Annotated in this window: 11 protein-coding genes; 10 read left to right on the top strand and 1 reads right to left on the bottom strand. The window is 69.2% G+C overall.

Features of this window, described 5'->3' with window-relative positions; all coding sequences use genetic code 11:
• Nucleotides 1-8 precede the first annotated feature (8 nt).
• The 3 genes from nusG to rplA all read left to right on the top strand — a co-directional run bounded on the left by nusG (nucleotide 9) and on the right by rplA (nucleotide 2,287).
• Nucleotides 9-959 (top strand): transcription termination/antitermination protein NusG, encoded by a 951-nt coding sequence (gene nusG / locus BRM3_RS00820; protein WP_263594223.1) that lies wholly within the window; start codon nucleotides 9-11, stop codon nucleotides 957-959.
• Between the two features lie 171 nt (nucleotides 960-1,130).
• Complete coding sequence (gene rplK / locus BRM3_RS00815) at nucleotides 1,131-1,562, top strand: 50S ribosomal protein L11 (protein WP_263594222.1); 432 nt, start codon at nucleotides 1,131-1,133, stop codon at nucleotides 1,560-1,562.
• A gap of 5 nt (nucleotides 1,563-1,567) precedes the next feature.
• Nucleotides 1,568-2,287: a 50S ribosomal protein L1 gene (gene rplA / locus BRM3_RS00810; RefSeq protein ID WP_263594221.1), complete on the top strand. Its 720-nt coding sequence runs from the start codon at nucleotides 1,568-1,570 to the stop codon at nucleotides 2,285-2,287.
• Between the two features lie 261 nt (nucleotides 2,288-2,548).
• On the opposite strand, the gene adhE is transcribed toward rplA, so the two are convergent.
• Nucleotides 2,549-5,377, bottom strand: a complete 2,829-nt coding sequence (gene adhE, locus BRM3_RS00805) for a bifunctional acetaldehyde-CoA/alcohol dehydrogenase (protein ID WP_263594220.1) — start codon at nucleotides 5,375-5,377, stop codon at nucleotides 2,549-2,551.
• Between the two features lie 698 nt (nucleotides 5,378-6,075).
• Here adhE and rplJ point away from each other — a divergent pair.
• The 7 genes from rplJ (at nucleotide 6,076) to rpsG (ending at nucleotide 18,354) form a co-directional block, all read left to right on the top strand.
• Nucleotides 6,076-6,591 carry a 50S ribosomal protein L10 gene (rplJ, locus tag BRM3_RS00800; RefSeq protein WP_263594219.1) on the top strand — a complete coding sequence of 172 codons (516 nt, stop codon included), beginning with the start codon at nucleotides 6,076-6,078 and terminating at the stop codon, nucleotides 6,589-6,591.
• A gap of 159 nt (nucleotides 6,592-6,750) precedes the next feature.
• Nucleotides 6,751-7,134: a 50S ribosomal protein L7/L12 gene (gene rplL / locus BRM3_RS00795; RefSeq protein WP_263594218.1), complete on the top strand. Its 384-nt coding sequence runs from the start codon at nucleotides 6,751-6,753 to the stop codon at nucleotides 7,132-7,134.
• Nucleotides 7,135-7,665: 531 nt separating this feature from the next.
• Nucleotides 7,666-11,151 carry a DNA-directed RNA polymerase subunit beta gene (gene rpoB / locus BRM3_RS00790; RefSeq protein ID WP_263594217.1) on the top strand — a complete coding sequence of 1,162 codons (3,486 nt, stop codon included), beginning with the start codon at nucleotides 7,666-7,668 and terminating at the stop codon, nucleotides 11,149-11,151.
• 114 nt (nucleotides 11,152-11,265) lie between these two features.
• The gene (locus BRM3_RS00785) at nucleotides 11,266-15,153 is read left to right on the top strand and encodes a DNA-directed RNA polymerase subunit beta' (protein ID WP_263594216.1); all 3,888 of its coding nucleotides are present in this window, start codon (nucleotides 11,266-11,268) and stop codon (nucleotides 15,151-15,153) included.
• 385 nt (nucleotides 15,154-15,538) lie between these two features.
• Nucleotides 15,539-16,870, top strand: coding sequence for a septal ring lytic transglycosylase RlpA family protein (locus tag BRM3_RS15015; RefSeq protein ID WP_318152423.1), 1,332 nt, complete (start codon nucleotides 15,539-15,541; stop codon nucleotides 16,868-16,870).
• A 639-nt stretch (nucleotides 16,871-17,509) separates the two neighbouring features.
• Nucleotides 17,510-17,884 (top strand): 30S ribosomal protein S12, encoded by a 375-nt coding sequence (gene rpsL / locus BRM3_RS00770; RefSeq protein WP_263594215.1) that lies wholly within the window; start codon nucleotides 17,510-17,512, stop codon nucleotides 17,882-17,884.
• Nucleotides 17,884-18,354, top strand: coding sequence for a 30S ribosomal protein S7 (gene rpsG / locus BRM3_RS00765; protein ID WP_263594214.1), 471 nt, complete (start codon nucleotides 17,884-17,886; stop codon nucleotides 18,352-18,354). Before rpsL ends, rpsG begins: the two co-directional genes overlap by 1 nt.
• The last annotated feature ends 74 nt before the right edge of the window (nucleotides 18,355-18,428 follow it).

Here is an 18,428-nt window from a genome sequence, read left to right as displayed (position 1 = left end):
GGTTCACGGTGGCAGACGAGCAGGGCAGCCAGACCCCCGAGGCGGACGCCGACTCCTTCGACGACACCCTCGCCTTCTCCGCACGCCCGGAGGAGGACGCCGCGGCCTCCGTCGAGGAGACCGCCGACGTGACCGTCGCGGACGGGCTCGCCGGCGACGAGGACACGGACGGGCTCGCCGACGAGGAGCCCGCGGGCACCTCCCTCGAGCCCGCGGCCCCCGAGGCCTCCTTCGAGATCAGCGACGACGAGACCCTCGGCGCCGCGGCCGGCACCCCCGTCGCCGAGCTCCCCGAGGACGAGGCCCCGAGCGCGGAGGCCCCCGCGGGCGAGGCCGCCCCCGCCGAGGAGGACCCGGTCGCCGTCCTGCGCCGCCAGCTGCGCAGCGCCCCCGGCGAGTGGTACGTCGTCCACTCCTACTCCGGTCACGAGAACCGCGTGAAGACCCAGCTCACCACGCGCATCGAGACCCAGGACATGGAGGAGTACATCTTCCAGGTCGAGGTCCCGATGGAGGACGCGACCGAGATCAAGGGCGGGCAGAAGAAGGTCGTGCGCCGCGTGCGCATCCCCGGCTACGTCTACGTCCGCATGGACATGACCGAGGGCTCGTGGCGCGTCGTGCGCGACACCCCCGGCGTGACCGGCTTCGTGGGCAACGCGACCGATCCGACGCCGCTCAGCTTCGACGAGATCTTCTCCGTGCTCGCCCCGTCCGTGGGCCTGCCGGAGAAGAAGCGCTCGTCCTCGTCCTCCTCGTCGACCAAGTCCCAGGCCGCGCAGAAGATGCCCGACTTCAAGGTCGGCGAGTCCGTGACCGTCATGGACGGTCCGTTCGAGACCATGCCCGCCTCGATCGCCGAGATCGACGAGCACAACCAGAAGCTCCGGGTCCTCGTGTCCATCTTCGGACGCGAGACCCCGGTGGAGCTGGGCTTCGACCAGGTCGCCAAGATCTGATCGTCCCCGCTCCCGTGTGACCTGATCGATAGCCGAGCCCGCACGGGCCCGGCTATCGTTCGGTGGCCGGTCGTGCTCGCACGACCGGTCCGACCCCGGCCCCGCGCCGGGGTCCGCAGTGGGAGGGGCCCCTCGGGACCCCGCCCGGACCACGACAAGTAAGGAAGAGCAATGCCTCCCAAGAAGAAGGTCGCGAGCATCATCAAGCTCCAGATCCAGGCCGGCGCGGCCACCCCTGCGCCGCCCGTGGGTCCGGCGCTCGGTGCCGCCGGCGTCAACATGATGGAGTTCGTCAAGGCGTACAACGCCGCGACCGAGCACCAGCGCGGGAACATCATCCCCGTCGAGATCACCGTGTACGAGGACCGTTCGTTCACGTTCGTCACCAAGACCCCGCCGGCGGCGGAGCTCATCAAGAAGGCCGCGGGCCTCCAGAAGGGCTCGGCCACCCCGCACACCGACAAGGTGGGCTCGGTGACGATGGCACAGGTCCGCGAGATCGCGGAGACCAAGATGCCCGACCTGAACGCGAACGATATCGATGCGGCCGCAAAGATCGTGGCGGGGACCGCCCGGTCCATGGGCATCACGGTGGAGGACTGAGACTGATGGCATTCCGCAGCAAGGCGTACAAGGACGGCGCGGCCAAGATCGAGGAGGGGCGTCTGTACGCTCCGCTCGACGCCGTGCGTCTGGCACAGAAGACCTCCGCCACCAAGTTCGACGCGTCCGTCGAGGTCGCGATGCGACTGGGCGTCGACCCCCGCAAGGCGGACCAGATGGTCCGCGGCACGGTCAACCTGCCCCACGGCACCGGCAAGACCGCTCGCGTGATCGTGTTCGCGTCCGGCCCGCAGGCCGAGGCCGCGCGTGAGGCCGGCGCCGACGAGGTCGGCGACGACGAGCTCATCGAGAAGGTCGCCGGCGGGTGGACCGACTTCGACGCGGCCGTCGCCACGCCGAACCTCATGGGCAAGGTAGGCCGTCTGGGCCGCGTGCTCGGCCCCCGTGGCCTCATGCCGAACCCCAAGACGGGCACCGTCACGATGGACACCGCCAAGGCCGTGTCCGACATCAAGGGCGGGAAGATCGAGTTCCGCACCGATCGTGCAGCGAACCTGCACTACATGATCGGCAAGACTTCCTTCAGCGACGCGCAGCTCGTGGAGAACTACGTCGCGGCGCTCGAGGAGATCCTGCGCCTCAAGCCGTCGAGCTCCAAGGGCCGCTACATCACGAAGATCACCGTGTCCACCACCATGGGCCCGGGCATCCCGGTCGACGTGAGCCGCACCCGCAACCTCACCGAGGACACCGACGAGGCCTGATCCTCCCGGTTCCCGCGACGACGCCCCGTCCACCTCCCGGTGGGCGGGGCGTCGTGCTGTGCGGGGGAGCGGTGCGGGCTGACGCGAGCCCGCGCGTCGAGCCCACCTCGAGATCGCCTCTCTCGGCGGAACCCCACGAGAACTCCGCCGGAAGGACGATCTCGATCAGGGGGCGTCCTTGGGCGGTCGAGCGTCCCCGCGAGCGCACGGACGACGGCGACCGCCCCCGCGAGGGGACGGCCGCCGTCGTGCCGGTCGGGATCAGGCCCTGCCGAGCTCCCGCTCGAGCTCGGGATCCATCGAGTCGACGAACTCGGCGGTGTCGTCGGCGCCCGCAGGAGCCTCCGCCTTCTGCTCGGCCGCCTCGATGCTCTCCGAGGTCGGGGCGTGCGCCGGGGTCACGACCGAGGCGCCGTGCGCCGCGGTGTACCCGACCTCGCCCTCGTAGGCGTCGGCGATGAGCTCCTTGAGCTCGGCGACGAGCGGCTCCTTGGGGTTGGCCGGGGTGCACTGGTCCTCGAACGCCCGGTAGGCGAGCGTGTCGATGGTCGCGTCCAGGTGCTCCCGCGTCACGCCGTTGGCCTTGAGGCTGAGCTCGATGCCCAGATCCTCGCCCAGCCGGGTGACCTCGTCGATGAGCGACTGCACGCCCTCCTCGACGGTCGAGGCCGGGAAGCCCATGAACCGCGCGAACTCCGCGAGGTCCTGATCGGCCCGGTACGACTCGTACTTGGGGAAGATCGCGTGCTTGAACGGACGCGTCGCGTTGTACCGGATCACGTGCGGCAGGAAGATTGCGTTGGTGCGGCCGTGGGCGATGTTGAACTCGGCGCCGCACTTGTGCGACAGCGAGTGCACGATGCCCAGGAACGCGTTGGCGAACGCCATGCCCGCCATGGCCGACGCGTTGTGCATCTTCTCCTTGGCGTCCAGGTCGTTGTCGAGCACCGCGGCCCGGAGGTTGGCGAAGATCAGCTGCGCCGCCCGCAGGGACAGGCCCCGGGTGTAGTCGCTCGCCATCGTCGAGACGTAGGACTCGATCGAGTGGGTCAGCGCGTCCATGCCGGAGTCGGCGGCCGTGCGCCGCGGCACCGTGTCGACGAACTGGGCGTCCACGATCGCGACGTGCGGGGTCACCGCGTAGTCGGCGATCGGGTACTTCACGTGCGTCTCGGAGTCCGTGATGACCGCGAACGGGGTGCACTCCGAGCCGGTGCCCGACGTGGTCGGGATCGCGACGAACTGCGCCTTCTTGCCCAGCTTGGGGAAGCGGTAGGTGCGCTTGCGGATGTCCATGAACTTCTGCTTCATGCCGAAGTAGGACGCCTCGGGCTCCTCGTAGAACAGCCACATGCCCTTGGCCGCGTCCATCGCGGAGCCGCCGCCGAGCGCGATGATGCAGTCGGGCTCGAAGTCGCGCATGTGCGAGGCGCCCTTGAACACCGTCTCCGAGGTGGGGTTGGGCTCGACGTCGGAGAAGATCGTCCAGGCCACCTCGTCCTTGCGCTTCTTGAGGTGGTCGATCAGGACGTCCACGTAGCCGAACTGGACCATGCCGGGATCCGACACGATGAACACGCGGTTGATGGCCGGCATCTTCTGCAGGTACTGGACCGAGTAGCGCTCGAAGTAGGTCTTCGGGGGCACCTTGAACCACTGCATGTTGTTCCGCCGTTCTGCGATCCGCTTGACGTTGATGAGGTCGATGGCCGAGACGTTGCGCGACACGGAGTTGTGACCGTACGAGCCGCAGCCGAGCGTCATCGAGGGGATCAGCCCGTTGTAGACGTCGCCGATGCCGCCCAGCGCGCTGGGCGAGTTGACGATGATGCGGCAGGCCTTCATCCGCAGCCCGAACTCGCGCTCGAGCTCAGCGTCGCGCGCGTGCAGCACGGCCGTGTGGCCCAGTCCGCCGAACTCGAGCATCCGGGCGGAGAGGTCCAGGCCCTCCTCGGGGCCCGAGACGACCTTCATGCCGAGCACGGGGCACAGCTTCTCGCGCGAGAACGGGTGGTCCTCGCCGACGCCGTCGATCGGGGCCAGCAGCAGTTTGGTGCCCGCGGGCACGTCGATGCCGGCGCCCTCGGCGATCGCCTGGGCGCTCTGGCCGACGACGGACGCGACCACCGAGCCGGTCTCGGTGATCATGAAGGCCTCGAGCTTCTCGGCCTCGGCGGGGGTGACGACGTGGGTGCCGAACTTCTCGAACTCGGCGATGACCTCGTCGGCGATCTCCTGGTCGATGAACACGGCCTGCTCGGACGCGCAGATCATGCCGTTGTCGAAGGTCTTGGACAGGATCAGGTCGTTGACGCTGCGGGCGATCTTCGCGCTCTTGTGGAAGTACACGGGCACGTTGCCCGGGCCGACGCCGAGAGCGGGCTTGCCGGTCGAGTACGCCGACTTGACCATGCCGGAGCCGCCCGTGGCGAGCGTGAGCGCGACGGTCGGGTGGTTGAGCAGAGCGGTCGTGGCCTCGATCGACGGGTGCTCGATCCACTGGATGCAGTGCTCGGGCGCGCCCGCTGCGACGGCGGCGTCGTACATGACCTTCGCCGCGGCCGACGAGCACTGCTGGGCGCTCGGGTGGAACGCGAAGATGATCGGGTTGCGCGTCATGATCGCGATGATGCACTTGAACATCGTGGTCGACGTCGGGTTGGTGACCGGGGTGACGCCGGCGACGACGCCCACGGGCTCGGCGATCTCGGTGACGCCGGTCTGCTTGTCCTCGTGGATCACGCCCACGGTGCGGTCGTACTTGATCGAGTTCCAGATGTACTCGGTCGCGAACAGGTTCTTGACGCACTTGTCCTCGAAGAGACCGCGGCCCGTCTCCTCGACGGCGAGGCGGGCCAGCGGCATGTGCTGGTCGACGCCCGCGAGCGCCATCGCGTGCACGATCTCGTTGATGGTGTCCTGGTCGTAGGAGTCGAAGGCCGCGAGCGCGGCCGCACCGCGCGCCGCGAGCGTGTCGATCTCGGAGGGGCTCGTCGTCTTCGTGCTCGATGCGGCGGTCGGCGTGGTCCGCGAAGGGGTCGTCGTCTTCGTGGTCGAAGCGTCGATGGTCGTCGTTCCCGAGGCTGCCATGTGACTGTCTGTCCTTGCCTGGTAGGTGATGCTCCGACGGTCCCCGGTGGGTCCGTCACCCCTGACGCTAGGGGAGGGGGAGGGGGCCCTCAAGGGCCAGGAGGTCCCGACGTCGCCGCCGCCTGCGGCCGCCCGTTCCCGCAGGTCAGGACGGACATCGGCGAGAGCTGTCGGCGAACCGGGCCGCAGGTCTCGGCGCGGCCGGGACGGGCGACGAGGTGGATGTGGCGCCCACCACATGAGGTGCTCAGGGACCCTCGTCCCCGTCCTGCCTGCGGGTTCGGTGGTGGGATGGATCATGGGCGCAGAAGCGGCGGCAGGACGGGCGGGCCGGGCCTCGGGGGCGGGGCCGCGTGCACGTTCGACGCGACGGGACATTCGTCCCCGGCGCAGCCGCCGCTTCCGCGCCGTGGCCGAGGTCACAGCGGGTGTGACCGACGACGCGCGGCCCGGTGTCGCCCTGGTCGGGGGCGTCCGGTAGCCTGGACGCACCGAAGACCGCCGGTCGTCGCCCTCGACCCCGAGGACGACCGAAGGACTCCCGTACGGGACGGCCTGCGCAGGTGCATCGAACGACCGCATGATCATCCCGTCCCCGGACGGCGGTGTCGTGCGGGCCGAGCCTCGACGCCCTGCGCGTCGAGGCTTTTCTCGTTCCGGGCCTTCAGCCGGCGTCCGAGACCTCTGGAAGGAGGGCCATGGCGAAGCCCGAGAAGGTGGACGCCGTCGCCGAGCTCAGGGAGCTGTTCCGTGAGTCCGATGCCGCCGTTCTCACCGAATACCGCGGACTCTCCGTGCAGCAGCTCAAGCAGCTGCGCCGCGCACTGGGATCCGATGCGCAGTACGCCGTGGTGAAGAACACGCTCACGGAGATCGCCGCCCGCGAGGCCGGCATCGACGCGTTCGAGGGCAAGCTCTCGGGTCCGACCGCCATCGCCTTCATCAAGGGTGAGCCGGTCGGGGCCGCGAAGGCTCTGCGTGACTTCGCCAAGGAGAACGACAAGCTCGTCGTCAAGTCCGGCTACTTCGAGGGCAAGGCCCTCTCGGAGGACGACGTCAAGAAGCTCGCGGACCTCGAGTCCCGCGAGGTCCTGCTGGCCAAGGCCGCGGGAGCCATGAAGGGCTCCCTGTCCAAGGCCGCTGCCGTGTTCCAGGCGCCGCTGTCGAAGGCCGCGCGCACCGTGGACGCGCTGCGTGCGAAGCAGGACGCCTGAGCCTCGGCTCTCGCGGACCTGCTGCGCACATCCCAGCGCGTCAGCGCTGACCTCCGGTCGCTCCCGCAGGGGACGACCGGGACCGACCAGGCGCACCAGCGCCGCACCACCCCGGACGGGACCTCGTACGAGGTCCCCCCAACAGGAAGGAACGCCATCATGGCGAAGCTCAGCAACGACGAGCTCATCGAGGCTTTCAAGGAGATGTCCCTCATCGAGCTCTCCGATTTCGTCAAGCAGTTCGAGGACGTCTTCGACGTCACCGCTGCCGCCCCCGTCGCGGTCGCCGCTGCCGGTGGCGCCGCGGCCGACGCCCCCGCCGCCGAGGAGCAGACCGAGTTCGACGTCGTCCTCGAGTCGGTCGGCTCGGCCAAGATCGCCGTCATCAAGGAGGTGCGCGCTCTGACGGGCCTCGGCCTGAAGGAGGCCAAGGACCTCGTCGACGGCGCTCCCAAGGCCGTCCTGGAGAAGGTCGACCAGGCTGCCGCCGACAAGGCCAAGGAGCAGCTCGAGGGCGCCGGCGCCACCGTCACCGTCAAGTGACGTGCGCGCAGGGGCGGCGACAGCGCCGCCCCGGCGCTCTGCTTCACGAAGGGCCGTCCCGCACCGCGGGGCGGCCCTTCCGCATGCCCGCCGCCGTCGCCGGGCTCGAGGGGGGGCGGGGCCGCACGGCCCGCGCCCTCGGGCCGTGCCCGACCCTCGCGCGAGGATCTGCGCGCCCATGGGCGTGGTCGGCTTGACTGCCGGGCGGATTGCGCCCATCCTGGTTCCCGAACGTGAGCAGGTCCTGCCGAGCTCCCGCCCCCGCCGCCGATGTCGGGGATCCCGGAGCATCCCATAAGAGGGCAGGACGCTCCGCCTTCCGCGCCAGGCATATGGCGGTCGACGCGGATGGACCGGGTGTGAGCTATACCCCTTGTGTCCATCCGTGTTGGTTGCTATGCTCAGCTTTTGCGCTGTGCCCTAAGTCGCCGTGCTCGCCCGCCGTTCTCACCTCGTGTGAGGACTTCTCGGCGCGTCGACGTGTCGGACCGGTCGCGCCCCACTGTCGTCGGCCTGTGGAAGGACCCCCCTTTGGCTGCCTCGAGCACCGATCTCACCCCTACCATCGCCGCCCGCACCGCGTCGCCCCGCGTGACGTTCGCGAAGCTGGGCGACCCCATCGAGGTCCCGGACCTCCTGTCCCTGCAGACCAAGAGCTTCGACTGGCTGCTCGGCAACGAGCGCTGGCAGGGGCGAGCCGAGGCGGCCGCCGCCGAGGGCCGTGAGGACGAGCCCCAGACCTCGGGCCTCGCGGACATCTTCGAGGAGATCTCCCCGATCGAGGACTTCGCCGGCAACATGTCGCTGTCCTTCCGCGACCACACCTTCGACGACCCGAAGTACACGGTCGACGAGTGCAAGGAGAAGGACCTCACCTACTCCGCTCCGCTGTACGTCATCGCGGAGTTCATGAACAACGAGACCGGCGAGATCAAGACCCAGACGGTCTTCATGGGCGACTTCCCGCTCATGACCGACAAGGGCACCTTCATCATCAACGGCACCGAGCGCGTCGTCGTCTCCCAGCTGGTCCGCTCCCCGGGCGTGTACTTCGAGGAGTCGATCGACAAGACGAGCGACAAGCGCATCTACTCCGCCAAGGTGATCCCCTCGCGCGGCGCGTGGCTCGAGTTCGAGATCGACAAGCGCGACCAGGTGGGCGTGCGCATCGACCGCAAGCGCAAGCAGTCCGTGACGACCCTGCTGCAGGCCCTCGGCATGTCCCACAGCGACATCCTCGAGGAGTTCGGCGAGTTCGAGTCCATGCGCTCGACCCTCGAGAAGGACCGCATCTCGTCGCAGGACGAGGCGCTCATGGACATCTACCGCAAGCAGCGTCCGGGCGAGCCGCCGAGCCGCGACGCGGGCGAGGCGATGCTCAACAATCTCTACTTCAACGACAAGCGCTACGACCTCGCCAAGGTCGGCCGGTACAAGATCGACAAGAAGCTCGGTCTGACCAACCCGCTGTCGCAGTCGACGCTGACCCTCGAGGACGTCGTCGCGACCGTGAAGTACATCGTGGCCCTGCACGACGGCCTCAGCGAGTACGCGGGGGAGGGCGACCGCGCCATCCGCGTCGAGACCGACGACATCGACCACTTCGGCAACCGTCGCATCCGCGCCGTCGGCGAGCTCATCCAGAACCAGGTCCGCACGGGCCTGTCGCGCATGGAGCGCGTCGTGCGCGAGCGCATGACGACCCAGGACGTCGAGGCCATCACGCCGCTGACCCTGATCAACATCCGTCCCGTGACGGCCGCGATCAAGGAGTTCTTCGGCACCAGCCAGCTGTCGCAGTTCATGGACCAGAACAACCCGCTCTCGGGCCTGACCCACAAGCGCCGTCTCTCGGCGCTGGGCCCGGGCGGTCTGTCCCGCGACCGCGCCGGCATGGAGGTCCGCGACGTCCACCCGAGCCACTACGGCCGCATGTGCCCGATCGAGACCCCTGAGGGCCCGAACATCGGCCTGATCGGCTCGCTCGCGACGTTCGCGCGCATCAACCCCTTCGGCTTCATCGAGACCCCGTACCGCAAGGTCACGGGCGGCCAGGTCACCGACGAGATCGTCTACCTGACGGCCGACGACGAGGATCGCCACATCATCGCGCAGGCCAACGCCGCGCTCGAGGACGACGGCCGCTTCGCCGAGGAGCAGGTGCTCGTGCGCCTCCCCGGCGGCGAGCCCGAGCTCGTCGACGCCGCGGACGTGGACTACATGGACGTCTCCGCCCGCCAGATGGTGTCGGTCGCGACCGCGATGATCCCGTTCCTCGAGCACGACGACGCCAACCGCGCGCTCATGGGCGCGAACATGCAGCGCCAGGCCGTGCCGCTCCTGCGCGCCGAGATGCCGCTCGTCGGCACCGGCATGGAGCGTCGCGCGGCGGTCGACGCGGGCGACGTGATCGTCTCGCAGAAGGCCGGCGTCATCGAGGATCTGTCCGCGGACCTGATCTCGGTGATGGCCGACGACGGCACCCGCCAGACCTACCCGATCGGGAAGTTCCAGCGCTCCAACGCGGGCAACTGCTACAACCAGCGTGTCCTGTGGAACGAGGGCGACCGCGTCGAGGCGGGCTCGATCCTGGCCGACGGCCCCTCGACCGACGAGGGCGAGCTGAGCCTGGGCAAGAACCTGCTCGTCGCGTTCATGTCGTGGGAGGGCCACAACTACGAGGACGGCATCATCCTGTCCTCGCGCATGGTCTCCGACGACGTGCTCACCTCGATCCACATCGAGGAGCACGAGGTCGACGCCCGTGACACGAAGCTGGGCCGCGAGGAGATCACCCGCGACATCCCCAACGTCGGCGACGACGTGCTCGCCGACCTCGACGAGCGCGGCATCATCCGCATCGGCGCCGAGGTCGAGCCGGGCGACATCCTGGTCGGCAAGGTCACCCCGAAGGGCGAGACCGAGCTGACCCCGGAGGAGCGCCTGCTGCGCGCGATCTTCGGCGAGAAGGCCCGCGAGGTGCGCGACACGTCGCTGCGCGTCCCGCACGGCGAGTCCGGCACCGTGATCGGCGTCCAGGTGTTCACCGAGGACGACGAGGGCGACATCCTGCCCACCGGCGTCAACGAGATGGTGCGCGTCTACATCGCTCAGAAGCGCAAGATCACCGACGGCGACAAGCTGGCCGGCCGCCACGGCAACAAGGGCGTCATCGCCAAGATCAACCCCGTCGAGGACATGCCGTTCCTCGAGGACGGCACCCCGGTCGACATCATCCTCAACCCGATGGGCGTGCCCGGCCGCATGAACATCGGCCAGGTGATGGAGACCCACCTGGGCTGGGTCGCCAAGAACGGCTGGGACCTGACGGACTCCGAGGTCGCGGGGGAGCTGCCCGAGGCGGCGCTCACGGGCGAGCCCGGCACCCCTGTCGCGGTGCCGGTGTTCGACGGCCTCACGGGCGACGAGCTCAACTCCCTGATCTCCTCGACCACCCCCAACCGGGACGGCGAGCGCATGGTCAAGGGCAACGGCAAGGCGCGGCTGTTCGACGGCCGCTCCGGCGAGCCGTTCCCCGAGCCGATCTCGGTGGGCTACATGTACATCCTCAAGCTCCACCACCTGGTCGACGACAAGCTGCACGCCCGCTCGACCGGCCCGTACTCGATGATCACGCAGCAGCCGCTGGGCGGTAAGGCCCAGTTCGGCGGCCAGCGCTTCGGCGAGATGGAGGTGTGGGCCCTCGAGGCCTACGGCGCCGCCTACGCCCTGCAGGAGCTGCTGACCATCAAGTCCGACGACATCTCCGGCCGCGTGAAGGTCTACGAGGCCATCGTCAAGGGCGAGAACGTGCCCGAGCCCGGCATCCCGGAGTCCTTCCGCGTGCTGCTCAAGGAGATGCAGTCGCTGTGCCTGAACGTCGAGGTCCTGTCCTCCGACGGTCAGAGCATGGAGATGCGCGAGAGCGACGAGGACGTGTTCCGCGCCGCCGAGGAGCTCGGCATCGACCTGTCCCGCCGACCCCACGAGGGCGTCGGCTCCATCGAAGAGGTCTGACGGATCCGGGTGGGGGAGACGCCGAGCGCTCGCGCGAGGCGCCTCCCCGGCCCGCCCGCCCCGACCTGAGATCCATCAGACCTACGAGATTTTCGATTCGAGAGAAGGACATCTGTGCTCGACGTCAACAACTTCGACGAGCTGCGCATCGGCCTCGCCACTGCCGATGACATCCGCACCTGGTCCCACGGCGAGGTCAAGAAGCCGGAGACCATCAACTACCGCACCCTCAAGCCCGAGATGGACGGCCTGTTCTGCGAGCGCATCTTCGGTCCCACCCGGGACTGGGAGTGCTACTGCGGCAAGTACAAGCGCGTGCGCTTCAAGGGCATCGTGTGCGAGCGCTGCGGCGTGGAGGTCACCAAGTCCAACGTGCGCCGTGAGCGCATGGGCCACGTGGAGCTCGCCGCCCCCGTCACCCACATCTGGTACTTCAAGGGCGTGCCGAGCCGTCTCGGCTACCTGCTGGACCTCGCGCCGAAGGACCTCGAGAAGGTCATCTACTTCGCCGCGTACATGATCACGTCGGTCGACGCCGATGCCCGCCACGAGGATCTCCCGGACCTGCAGGCCCGCTTCGACCTCGAGGTCAAGGAGCTCGAGAAGGAGCGCGACGCGGCCATCAACGACCGCGCCGTCTCCGCCGAGCAGGATCTCGCCAAGCTCGAGGAGGAGGGGGCCAAGGCCGACGCCAAGCGCAAGGTCCGCGACTCCTCCGAGCGCGAGCAGGCCCAGATCCGCAAGAAGTACGACGCCGAGATCGATCGCATCACGGCCGTGTGGGACCGCTTCAAGAACCTCAAGGTCGCCGACCTCGAGGGCGACGAGCAGCTCTACCGCGCCATGAAGCTGCGCTACGGCACCTACTTCTCCGGCGGCATGGGCGCCGAGGCGATCCAGAAGCGCCTCCAGGACTTCGACCTCGACTCCGAGGCCGCGACCCTGCGCGAGATCATCGCGACCGGCAAGGGCCAGAAGAAGGCCCGCGCGCTCAAGCGCCTCAAGGTGGTCTCGGCGTTCCGCTCGACCACCAACTCGCCCGAGGGCATGGTCCTGGACGCCGTCCCGGTCATCCCCCCGGACCTGCGTCCGATGGTGCAGCTGGACGGCGGCCGCTTCGCGACCTCCGACCTCAACGACCTGTACCGCCGCGTGATCAACCGCAACAACCGCCTCAAGCGGCTGCTCGACCTCGGCGCGCCCGAGATCATCGTGAACAACGAGAAGCGCATGCTGCAGGAGTCGGTCGACTCGCTGTTCGACAACGGCCGCCGCGGTCGTCCCGTGACCGGACCGGGCAACCGCCCGCTCAAGTCGCTCTCGGACATGCTCAAGGGCAAGCAGGGCCGCTTCCGCCAGAACCTGCTGGGCAAGCGCGTGGACTACTCGGGCCGCTCCGTCATCGTCAACGGCCCCCAGCTCCACCTGCACCAGTGCGGTCTGCCCAAGGGCATGGCGCTCGAGCTGTTCAAGCCCTTCGTGATGAAGCGCCTCGTGGACCTGTCGCACGCCCAGAACGTCAAGGCGGCCAAGCGCATGGTCGAGCGCGCCCGTCCCGAGGTCTGGGACGTGCTCGAGGAAGTCATCACCGAGCACCCCGTGCTGCTCAACCGCGCGCCCACCCTGCACCGTCTGGGCATCCAGGCGTTCGAGCCGCAGCTCGTCGAGGGCAAGGCCATCCACCTGCACCCGCTCGTGTGCGCCGCGTTCAACGCGGACTTCGACGGCGACCAGATGGCCGTGCACGTCCCGCTGTCGGCGGAGGCGCAGGCCGAGGCCCGCATCCTCATGCTCTCGAGCAACAACATCCTCAAGCCGTCGGACGGCCGTCCGGTCACCATGCCCGCCCAGGACATGGTCATCGGCCTGTACCACCTGACGACGGTCAAGGACGAGGCCGAGGGCGCCGGCCGCGCGTTCTCCTCGGTGTCCGAGGCGATCATGGCCAACGACGCGCATCAGCTCGACCTGAACGCGCCGATCCGGATCCGTTTCGACGACATCGTGCCGCCCACGGGCTGGGAGGCGCCGGAGGGCTGGAACGAGGGCGACCCGATCACCCTGACGACCACGCTCGGCACCGTCTACTTCAACGAGACGCTGCCGGTCGACTTCCCGTATGTCGAGGGACAGGTGGGCAAGAAGCGCCTGGGCCAGATCGTCAACGAGCTGGCCGAGCGCTACCCGAAGGTCCAGGTCTCCGCGTCGCTCGACGCGCTCAAGGCCTACGGCTTCTCGTGGTCGACCCGCTCGGGCGTGACCTTCGCGTTCTCGGACGTCGTGGCCCCGCCCAGCAAGGCGGACATCATCGCCGAGTACGAGAAGAAGGCGGCGCAGGTCCAGGAGAACCGCGACCTGGGTCTGGTGTCCGAGCAGGAGCGCAACTCCGAGCTCATCGACATCTGGACCGAGGCGACCAACGAGGTCGACCAGGCCATGCGCGCCAACTTCGACCGCGACAACACCATCTACCGGATGGTGGACTCGGGGGCCCGCGGCAACTGGATGCAGATCCGCCAGATCGCCGGCATGCGTGGCCTCGTGACCAACCCGAAGGGCGAGATCATCCCGCGCCCGATCCTCTCGAACTACCGCGAGGGCCTCTCGGTGCTCGAGTACTTCATCGCCTCGCACGGCTCCCGCAAGGGTCTCGCGGACACGGCGCTCAAGACCGCGCAGTCGGGATACCTGACGCGTCGTCTGGTGGACGTCTCCCAGGACGTCATCGTGCGCGAGGAGGACTGCGGCACCACCAAGGGCCTCGTCCTGCCGATCGGCGTCGAGGAGGCCGGGGTCGTCCGTGAGGCCGACAACGTGGAGACCACGGTGTACGGGCGCTCGCTCGCGACCGCGGTCACGGCCGCCGACGGCACGGTGCTCGCCGAGGCGGGTGCCGACGCCGGCGACGAGCTCATCGCCCAGCTGATCGCGGCGGGCGTCACCGAGGTCAAGGTCCGCTCCGTGCTGACGTGCGACTCCGCGGTGGGCGTGTGCGCCAAGTGCTACGGCCGTTCGCTCGCGACCGGTCAGCTCGTGGACATCGGCGAGGCCGTCGGCATCGTCGCGGCCCAGTCGATCGGCGAGCCCGGCACGCAGCTGACCATGCGCACCTTCCACACCGGCGGTGTGGCGAGCGCCGACGGCGACATCACGCACGGTCTGCCGCGTGTGCAGGAGCTCTTCGAGGCTCGCACCCCGGCCGGCTTCGCGCCGATCACCGAGGTGGCCGGTCGGGTCGAGATCGAGGAGACGGACAAGCAGCGCCGGATCACGATCACGCCCGACGACGGCTCGGACCCGATCTCCTACAACGTCTCGCGCCGCGTGACGCTGCTGGTCGGCGACGGCGAGCGGGCCGAGGTGGGCCAGCAGCTCACCCAGGGCTCGGTCGACCCGAAGCAGGTGCTCCGGATCCTCGGCCCCCGCGCGGTGCAGCAGCACCTGGTGGACGAGGTCCAGAAGGTCTACATCTCGCAGGGCGTGGACATCCACGCCAAGCACATCGAGGTCATCGTGCGCCAGATGCTGCGTCGCGTGACGATCATCGAGTCGGGCGACACCGATCTCCTGCCGGGCGACTTCACCGAGCGTGTGGTCTTCGAGAAGGAGAACCGTCGGATCATGTCCGAGGGCGCGCAGCCCGCCTCGGGCCGTCCCGAGCTGATGGGCATCACGAAGGCGTCGCTCGCGACGGACTCGTGGCTCTCGGCCGCCTCCTTCCAGGAGACGACCCGCGTGCTCACCGAGGCCGCCCTGAACCGCAAGAGCGATCAGCTCATGGGGCTCAAGGAGAACGTCATCATCGGCAAGCTGATCCCGGCGGGCACCGGCCTGCCGCGGTTCCGCCGCATCGAGGTCGAGCCGACCGATGAGGCCAAGGCGCAGATGTACCAGGTGCCGGGCTACGACGAGCTGGACTACTCGGGCTTCGGCAGCCCGCAGCCGTCGGTCAACCTCGACGACTTCGACTTCTCGGATCCGTTCCGCACGGACTTCCGCTGAGTCGAGGAGCCGGGCCTGCCGCCTGGCCGCCTCGTTGAGACCGCAGGGCCGGTCCCCGTTCCGGGGGCCGGCCCTGCGGCGTGCAGTGGTTCGTGCGACCGCCGTCACCACCGCGGCGTGACCTGGCCGACGCCGACCGTCACGGATGGGTAAAGGACCCCCTGGCTTTGCCTCAAACCCTCCGGGGTCCCCTTCCGGGCGCCCCCGGCACCCCGGCACCATGGAGGACGCGGGCAGGCAGACGCACTCCTTCCCCAGCGGGCGCACGACACCCGCTCCGTGCGCCGAACGAGATGCAGGCCCCCGCACGACGACGAGGCGCCGAGGGCGCAGCAGACGGATGACGACGCGCCGAGGGCGCGCAGACGGAAATAGGTGGACACCGGTGAAGAAGACCCCCCTGATCGTGAGCGGCCTCGCCGCGGCCCTCGTGGTCGGCGGCTCGAGCAGCGCCTACGCCATGACCCACGAGGTCGACGTGAACGTGTACGGCAAGTCCTCGACCGTGCGCACGTTCTCGGGCACCGTAGGCGACGTGCTCGAGGCCCAGGGCGTCGACGTCAAGCCCACCGACAAGGTCACCCCCTCCGTCGCGACCCCCGTCGGCGAGAGCACCGCCATCACCGTCGTCCAGCAGCGCCCCGTGACCGTCACCATCGACGGCACCCAGCACACCTTCATGACCTCCGGCACCTCGGTCGCCGACGCCCTGCAGGACTTCGAGTTCGACGCCTCCACCGCCACGGTCTCGCCGGCGCCCACCACCGAGCTCTCGGCCCAGGGCACCGCCATCACGGTCACGACCAGGAAGGACCTCACCGTCTCGGGCCAGAACGGCTCGGCCACGTTCCGCGTCACCGAGCCCACGCTCGGAGAGGCGGCCGCCGCCCACCTGACCGACTACCAGGAGAGCGACACCTTCTACGACGCGTCCGACCAGCCGGTCGCCGCCGACACCCCCGTCACCTCCGGGATGTCGGTGCGCATCGAGCGCGTCCGCTTCAGCGAGGCCACCTCGACCCAGGAGATCGACTACAAGACGGTCACCGAGGACGACGCGAACGCCGACAAGGGCACCACGACCACCAAGACCGAAGGCGTCGCGGGATCCAAGGACGTCGTGACGCGCACCAAGACGGTCGACGGCAAGCCCGTCGAGGAGACCGTCGTCTCCGAGAACGTCACCAAGCAGCCGCAGGACAAGGTCGTGCTCAAGGGCACCAAGGAGGCCCCGGAGCCGGCGCCCGCCGCCTCGGAGTCCCAGGACTCCTCCTCGGCGTCGTCCTCGAAGGACTCGGGCTCCTCCTCGAAGAGCTCGGACTCGTCGTCCTCGTCGACGGGCTCCGGCTCGTCCTCCTCGAGCTCGTCCTCGCGGTCCTCGTCCTCGTCGAGCACCGACCAGGGCGGCACGGCCTCGGGCGACACGACCACCTGCAAGGCGTCGTTCTACGGTCGGGGCGACGGCACCGACGGCGGCCCCACCGCGAGCGGCGAGACCTTCAACTCCGAGGCGATGACGGCCGCGCACAAGTCGCTGCCGCTCGGCACCCGGATCCGGGTCACCAACACCGCCACGGGCCAGAGCGTCGTCGTGCGCATCAACGACCGCGGGCCGTACGTGAGCGGCCGCTGCCTCGACCTCTCGGCCGGCGCCTTCGACGCGATCGGCGACACCGGTGCGGGCACCATGACGGTCACGTACCAGAAGGTCGGCTGACCCCCACCACCCCACGCGGACGGCGCCCCGGGAACACCCGGGGCGCCGTCCGCGTTGCAAGGGGTGCGCGGCTCGACAGGGTCGAGGCGGTCAGGGGTCGAGGTGGCCCGGGGTCGCGGCGGCGCCGGGGCCTGTCCCACCTCGCTGCCGGCCGGGCCCACGTGGCCTGCGGACTGTGATGTGCGACCGACAAGCCCTGGACCTTTGACCCTGTGTGAACGGCGTTTGTAGACTGAAGCCTGCGTCCGGAGTGCCCTCTGGCAGCCCGCTCGCACCGCATCGGATCGACCACGGACCCTCGGGTCCGCAGCCTGATCGCCCGCGGTGCGATCGTGCGTTCGGACCACGTATCGGGACCAGCGTCCTCGAGCCGACCACGTCGGCCGCGGGGCGTGAGGGTCCCCCGCGAGGAGCGGATCCTCGCGGCGTGCCCGCAGACGGACGGAGACGGCCCTCGGCCCTCCGTCCCGGGCGGTCACGGTACCGGGCGCACGGACGGCTCCGGTGCCGCCCGAGCGGGTCGTCAGCCCACCTCTCCGTTCCGGGGAGCGGCGGCACGGGTCGCTGACCGCGCGAGCGGTTGCAAGAAGTCGATGCCCGGACCCCAACACGGTCCGAGGCCGAACAGGAAGAGTCGAAGTGCCCACTATTCAGCAGTTGGTGCGGAAGGGACGCACGGTCAAGACGACCTCGTCCAAGACGCCCGCGCTCAAGGGTTCGCCCCAGCGCCGCGGTGTCTGCACGCGCGTCTACACGACCACCCCGAAGAAGCCGAACTCGGCGCTGCGCAAGATCGCCCGCGTGCGTCTGTCGACCGGCATCGAGGTCACCGCGTACATCCCCGGCGTCGGCCACAACCTGCAGGAGCACTCGATCGTGCTCGTGCGCGGCGGCCGTGTGAAGGACCTCCCCGGCGTCCGCTACAAGATCGTCCGCGGCGCCCTGGACACCCAGGCTGTCAAGGGTCGCCAGCAGGCCCGCAGCCGCTACGGCGCGAAGAAGGAGAAGAAGTAATGCCTCGTAAGGGAGCAGCTCCCAAGCGCCAGCTCGTCGTCGACCCCGTCTACGGCTCGCCGCTGGTCACCCAGCTCATCAACAAGATCCTCCTCGACGGCAAGAAGACCGTCGCCGAGTCGATCGTCTACGGCGCCCTCGAGGGCTGCCGCGAGAAGAACGGCCAGGATCCCGTCGCGACCCTCAAGAAGGCCCTGGACAACATCCGTCCGAGCCTCGAGGTCCGCTCCCGCCGTGTCGGCGGCGCGACCTACCAGGTCCCCGTCGAGGTCCGCCCGGGCCGCTCGACCACGCTGGCCCTGCGCTGGCTCGTCGGCTACTCGCGCGCCCGTCGCGAGCACACCATGACCGAGCGTCTGATGAACGAGATCCTCGACGCCTCCAACGGTCTCGGCGCCGCCGTCAAGCGTCGCGAGGACACGCACAAGATGGCCGAGTCCAACAAGGCCTTCGCGCACTACCGCTGGTGATCTCCCGGGTGGGTCCCGCCCCCGGCGGGACCCACCCCACCTCGACTCACGTCGACCTCCAAGCCCTCAGAAAG

This window comes from Brachybacterium huguangmaarense (assembly GCF_025725725.1).
Classification (GTDB): Bacteria; Actinomycetota; Actinomycetes; order Actinomycetales; family Dermabacteraceae; genus Brachybacterium; species Brachybacterium huguangmaarense.
Note: the sequence above shows the minus strand (reverse complement) of the source record. Positions and strands in the feature narration are given on the sequence as shown.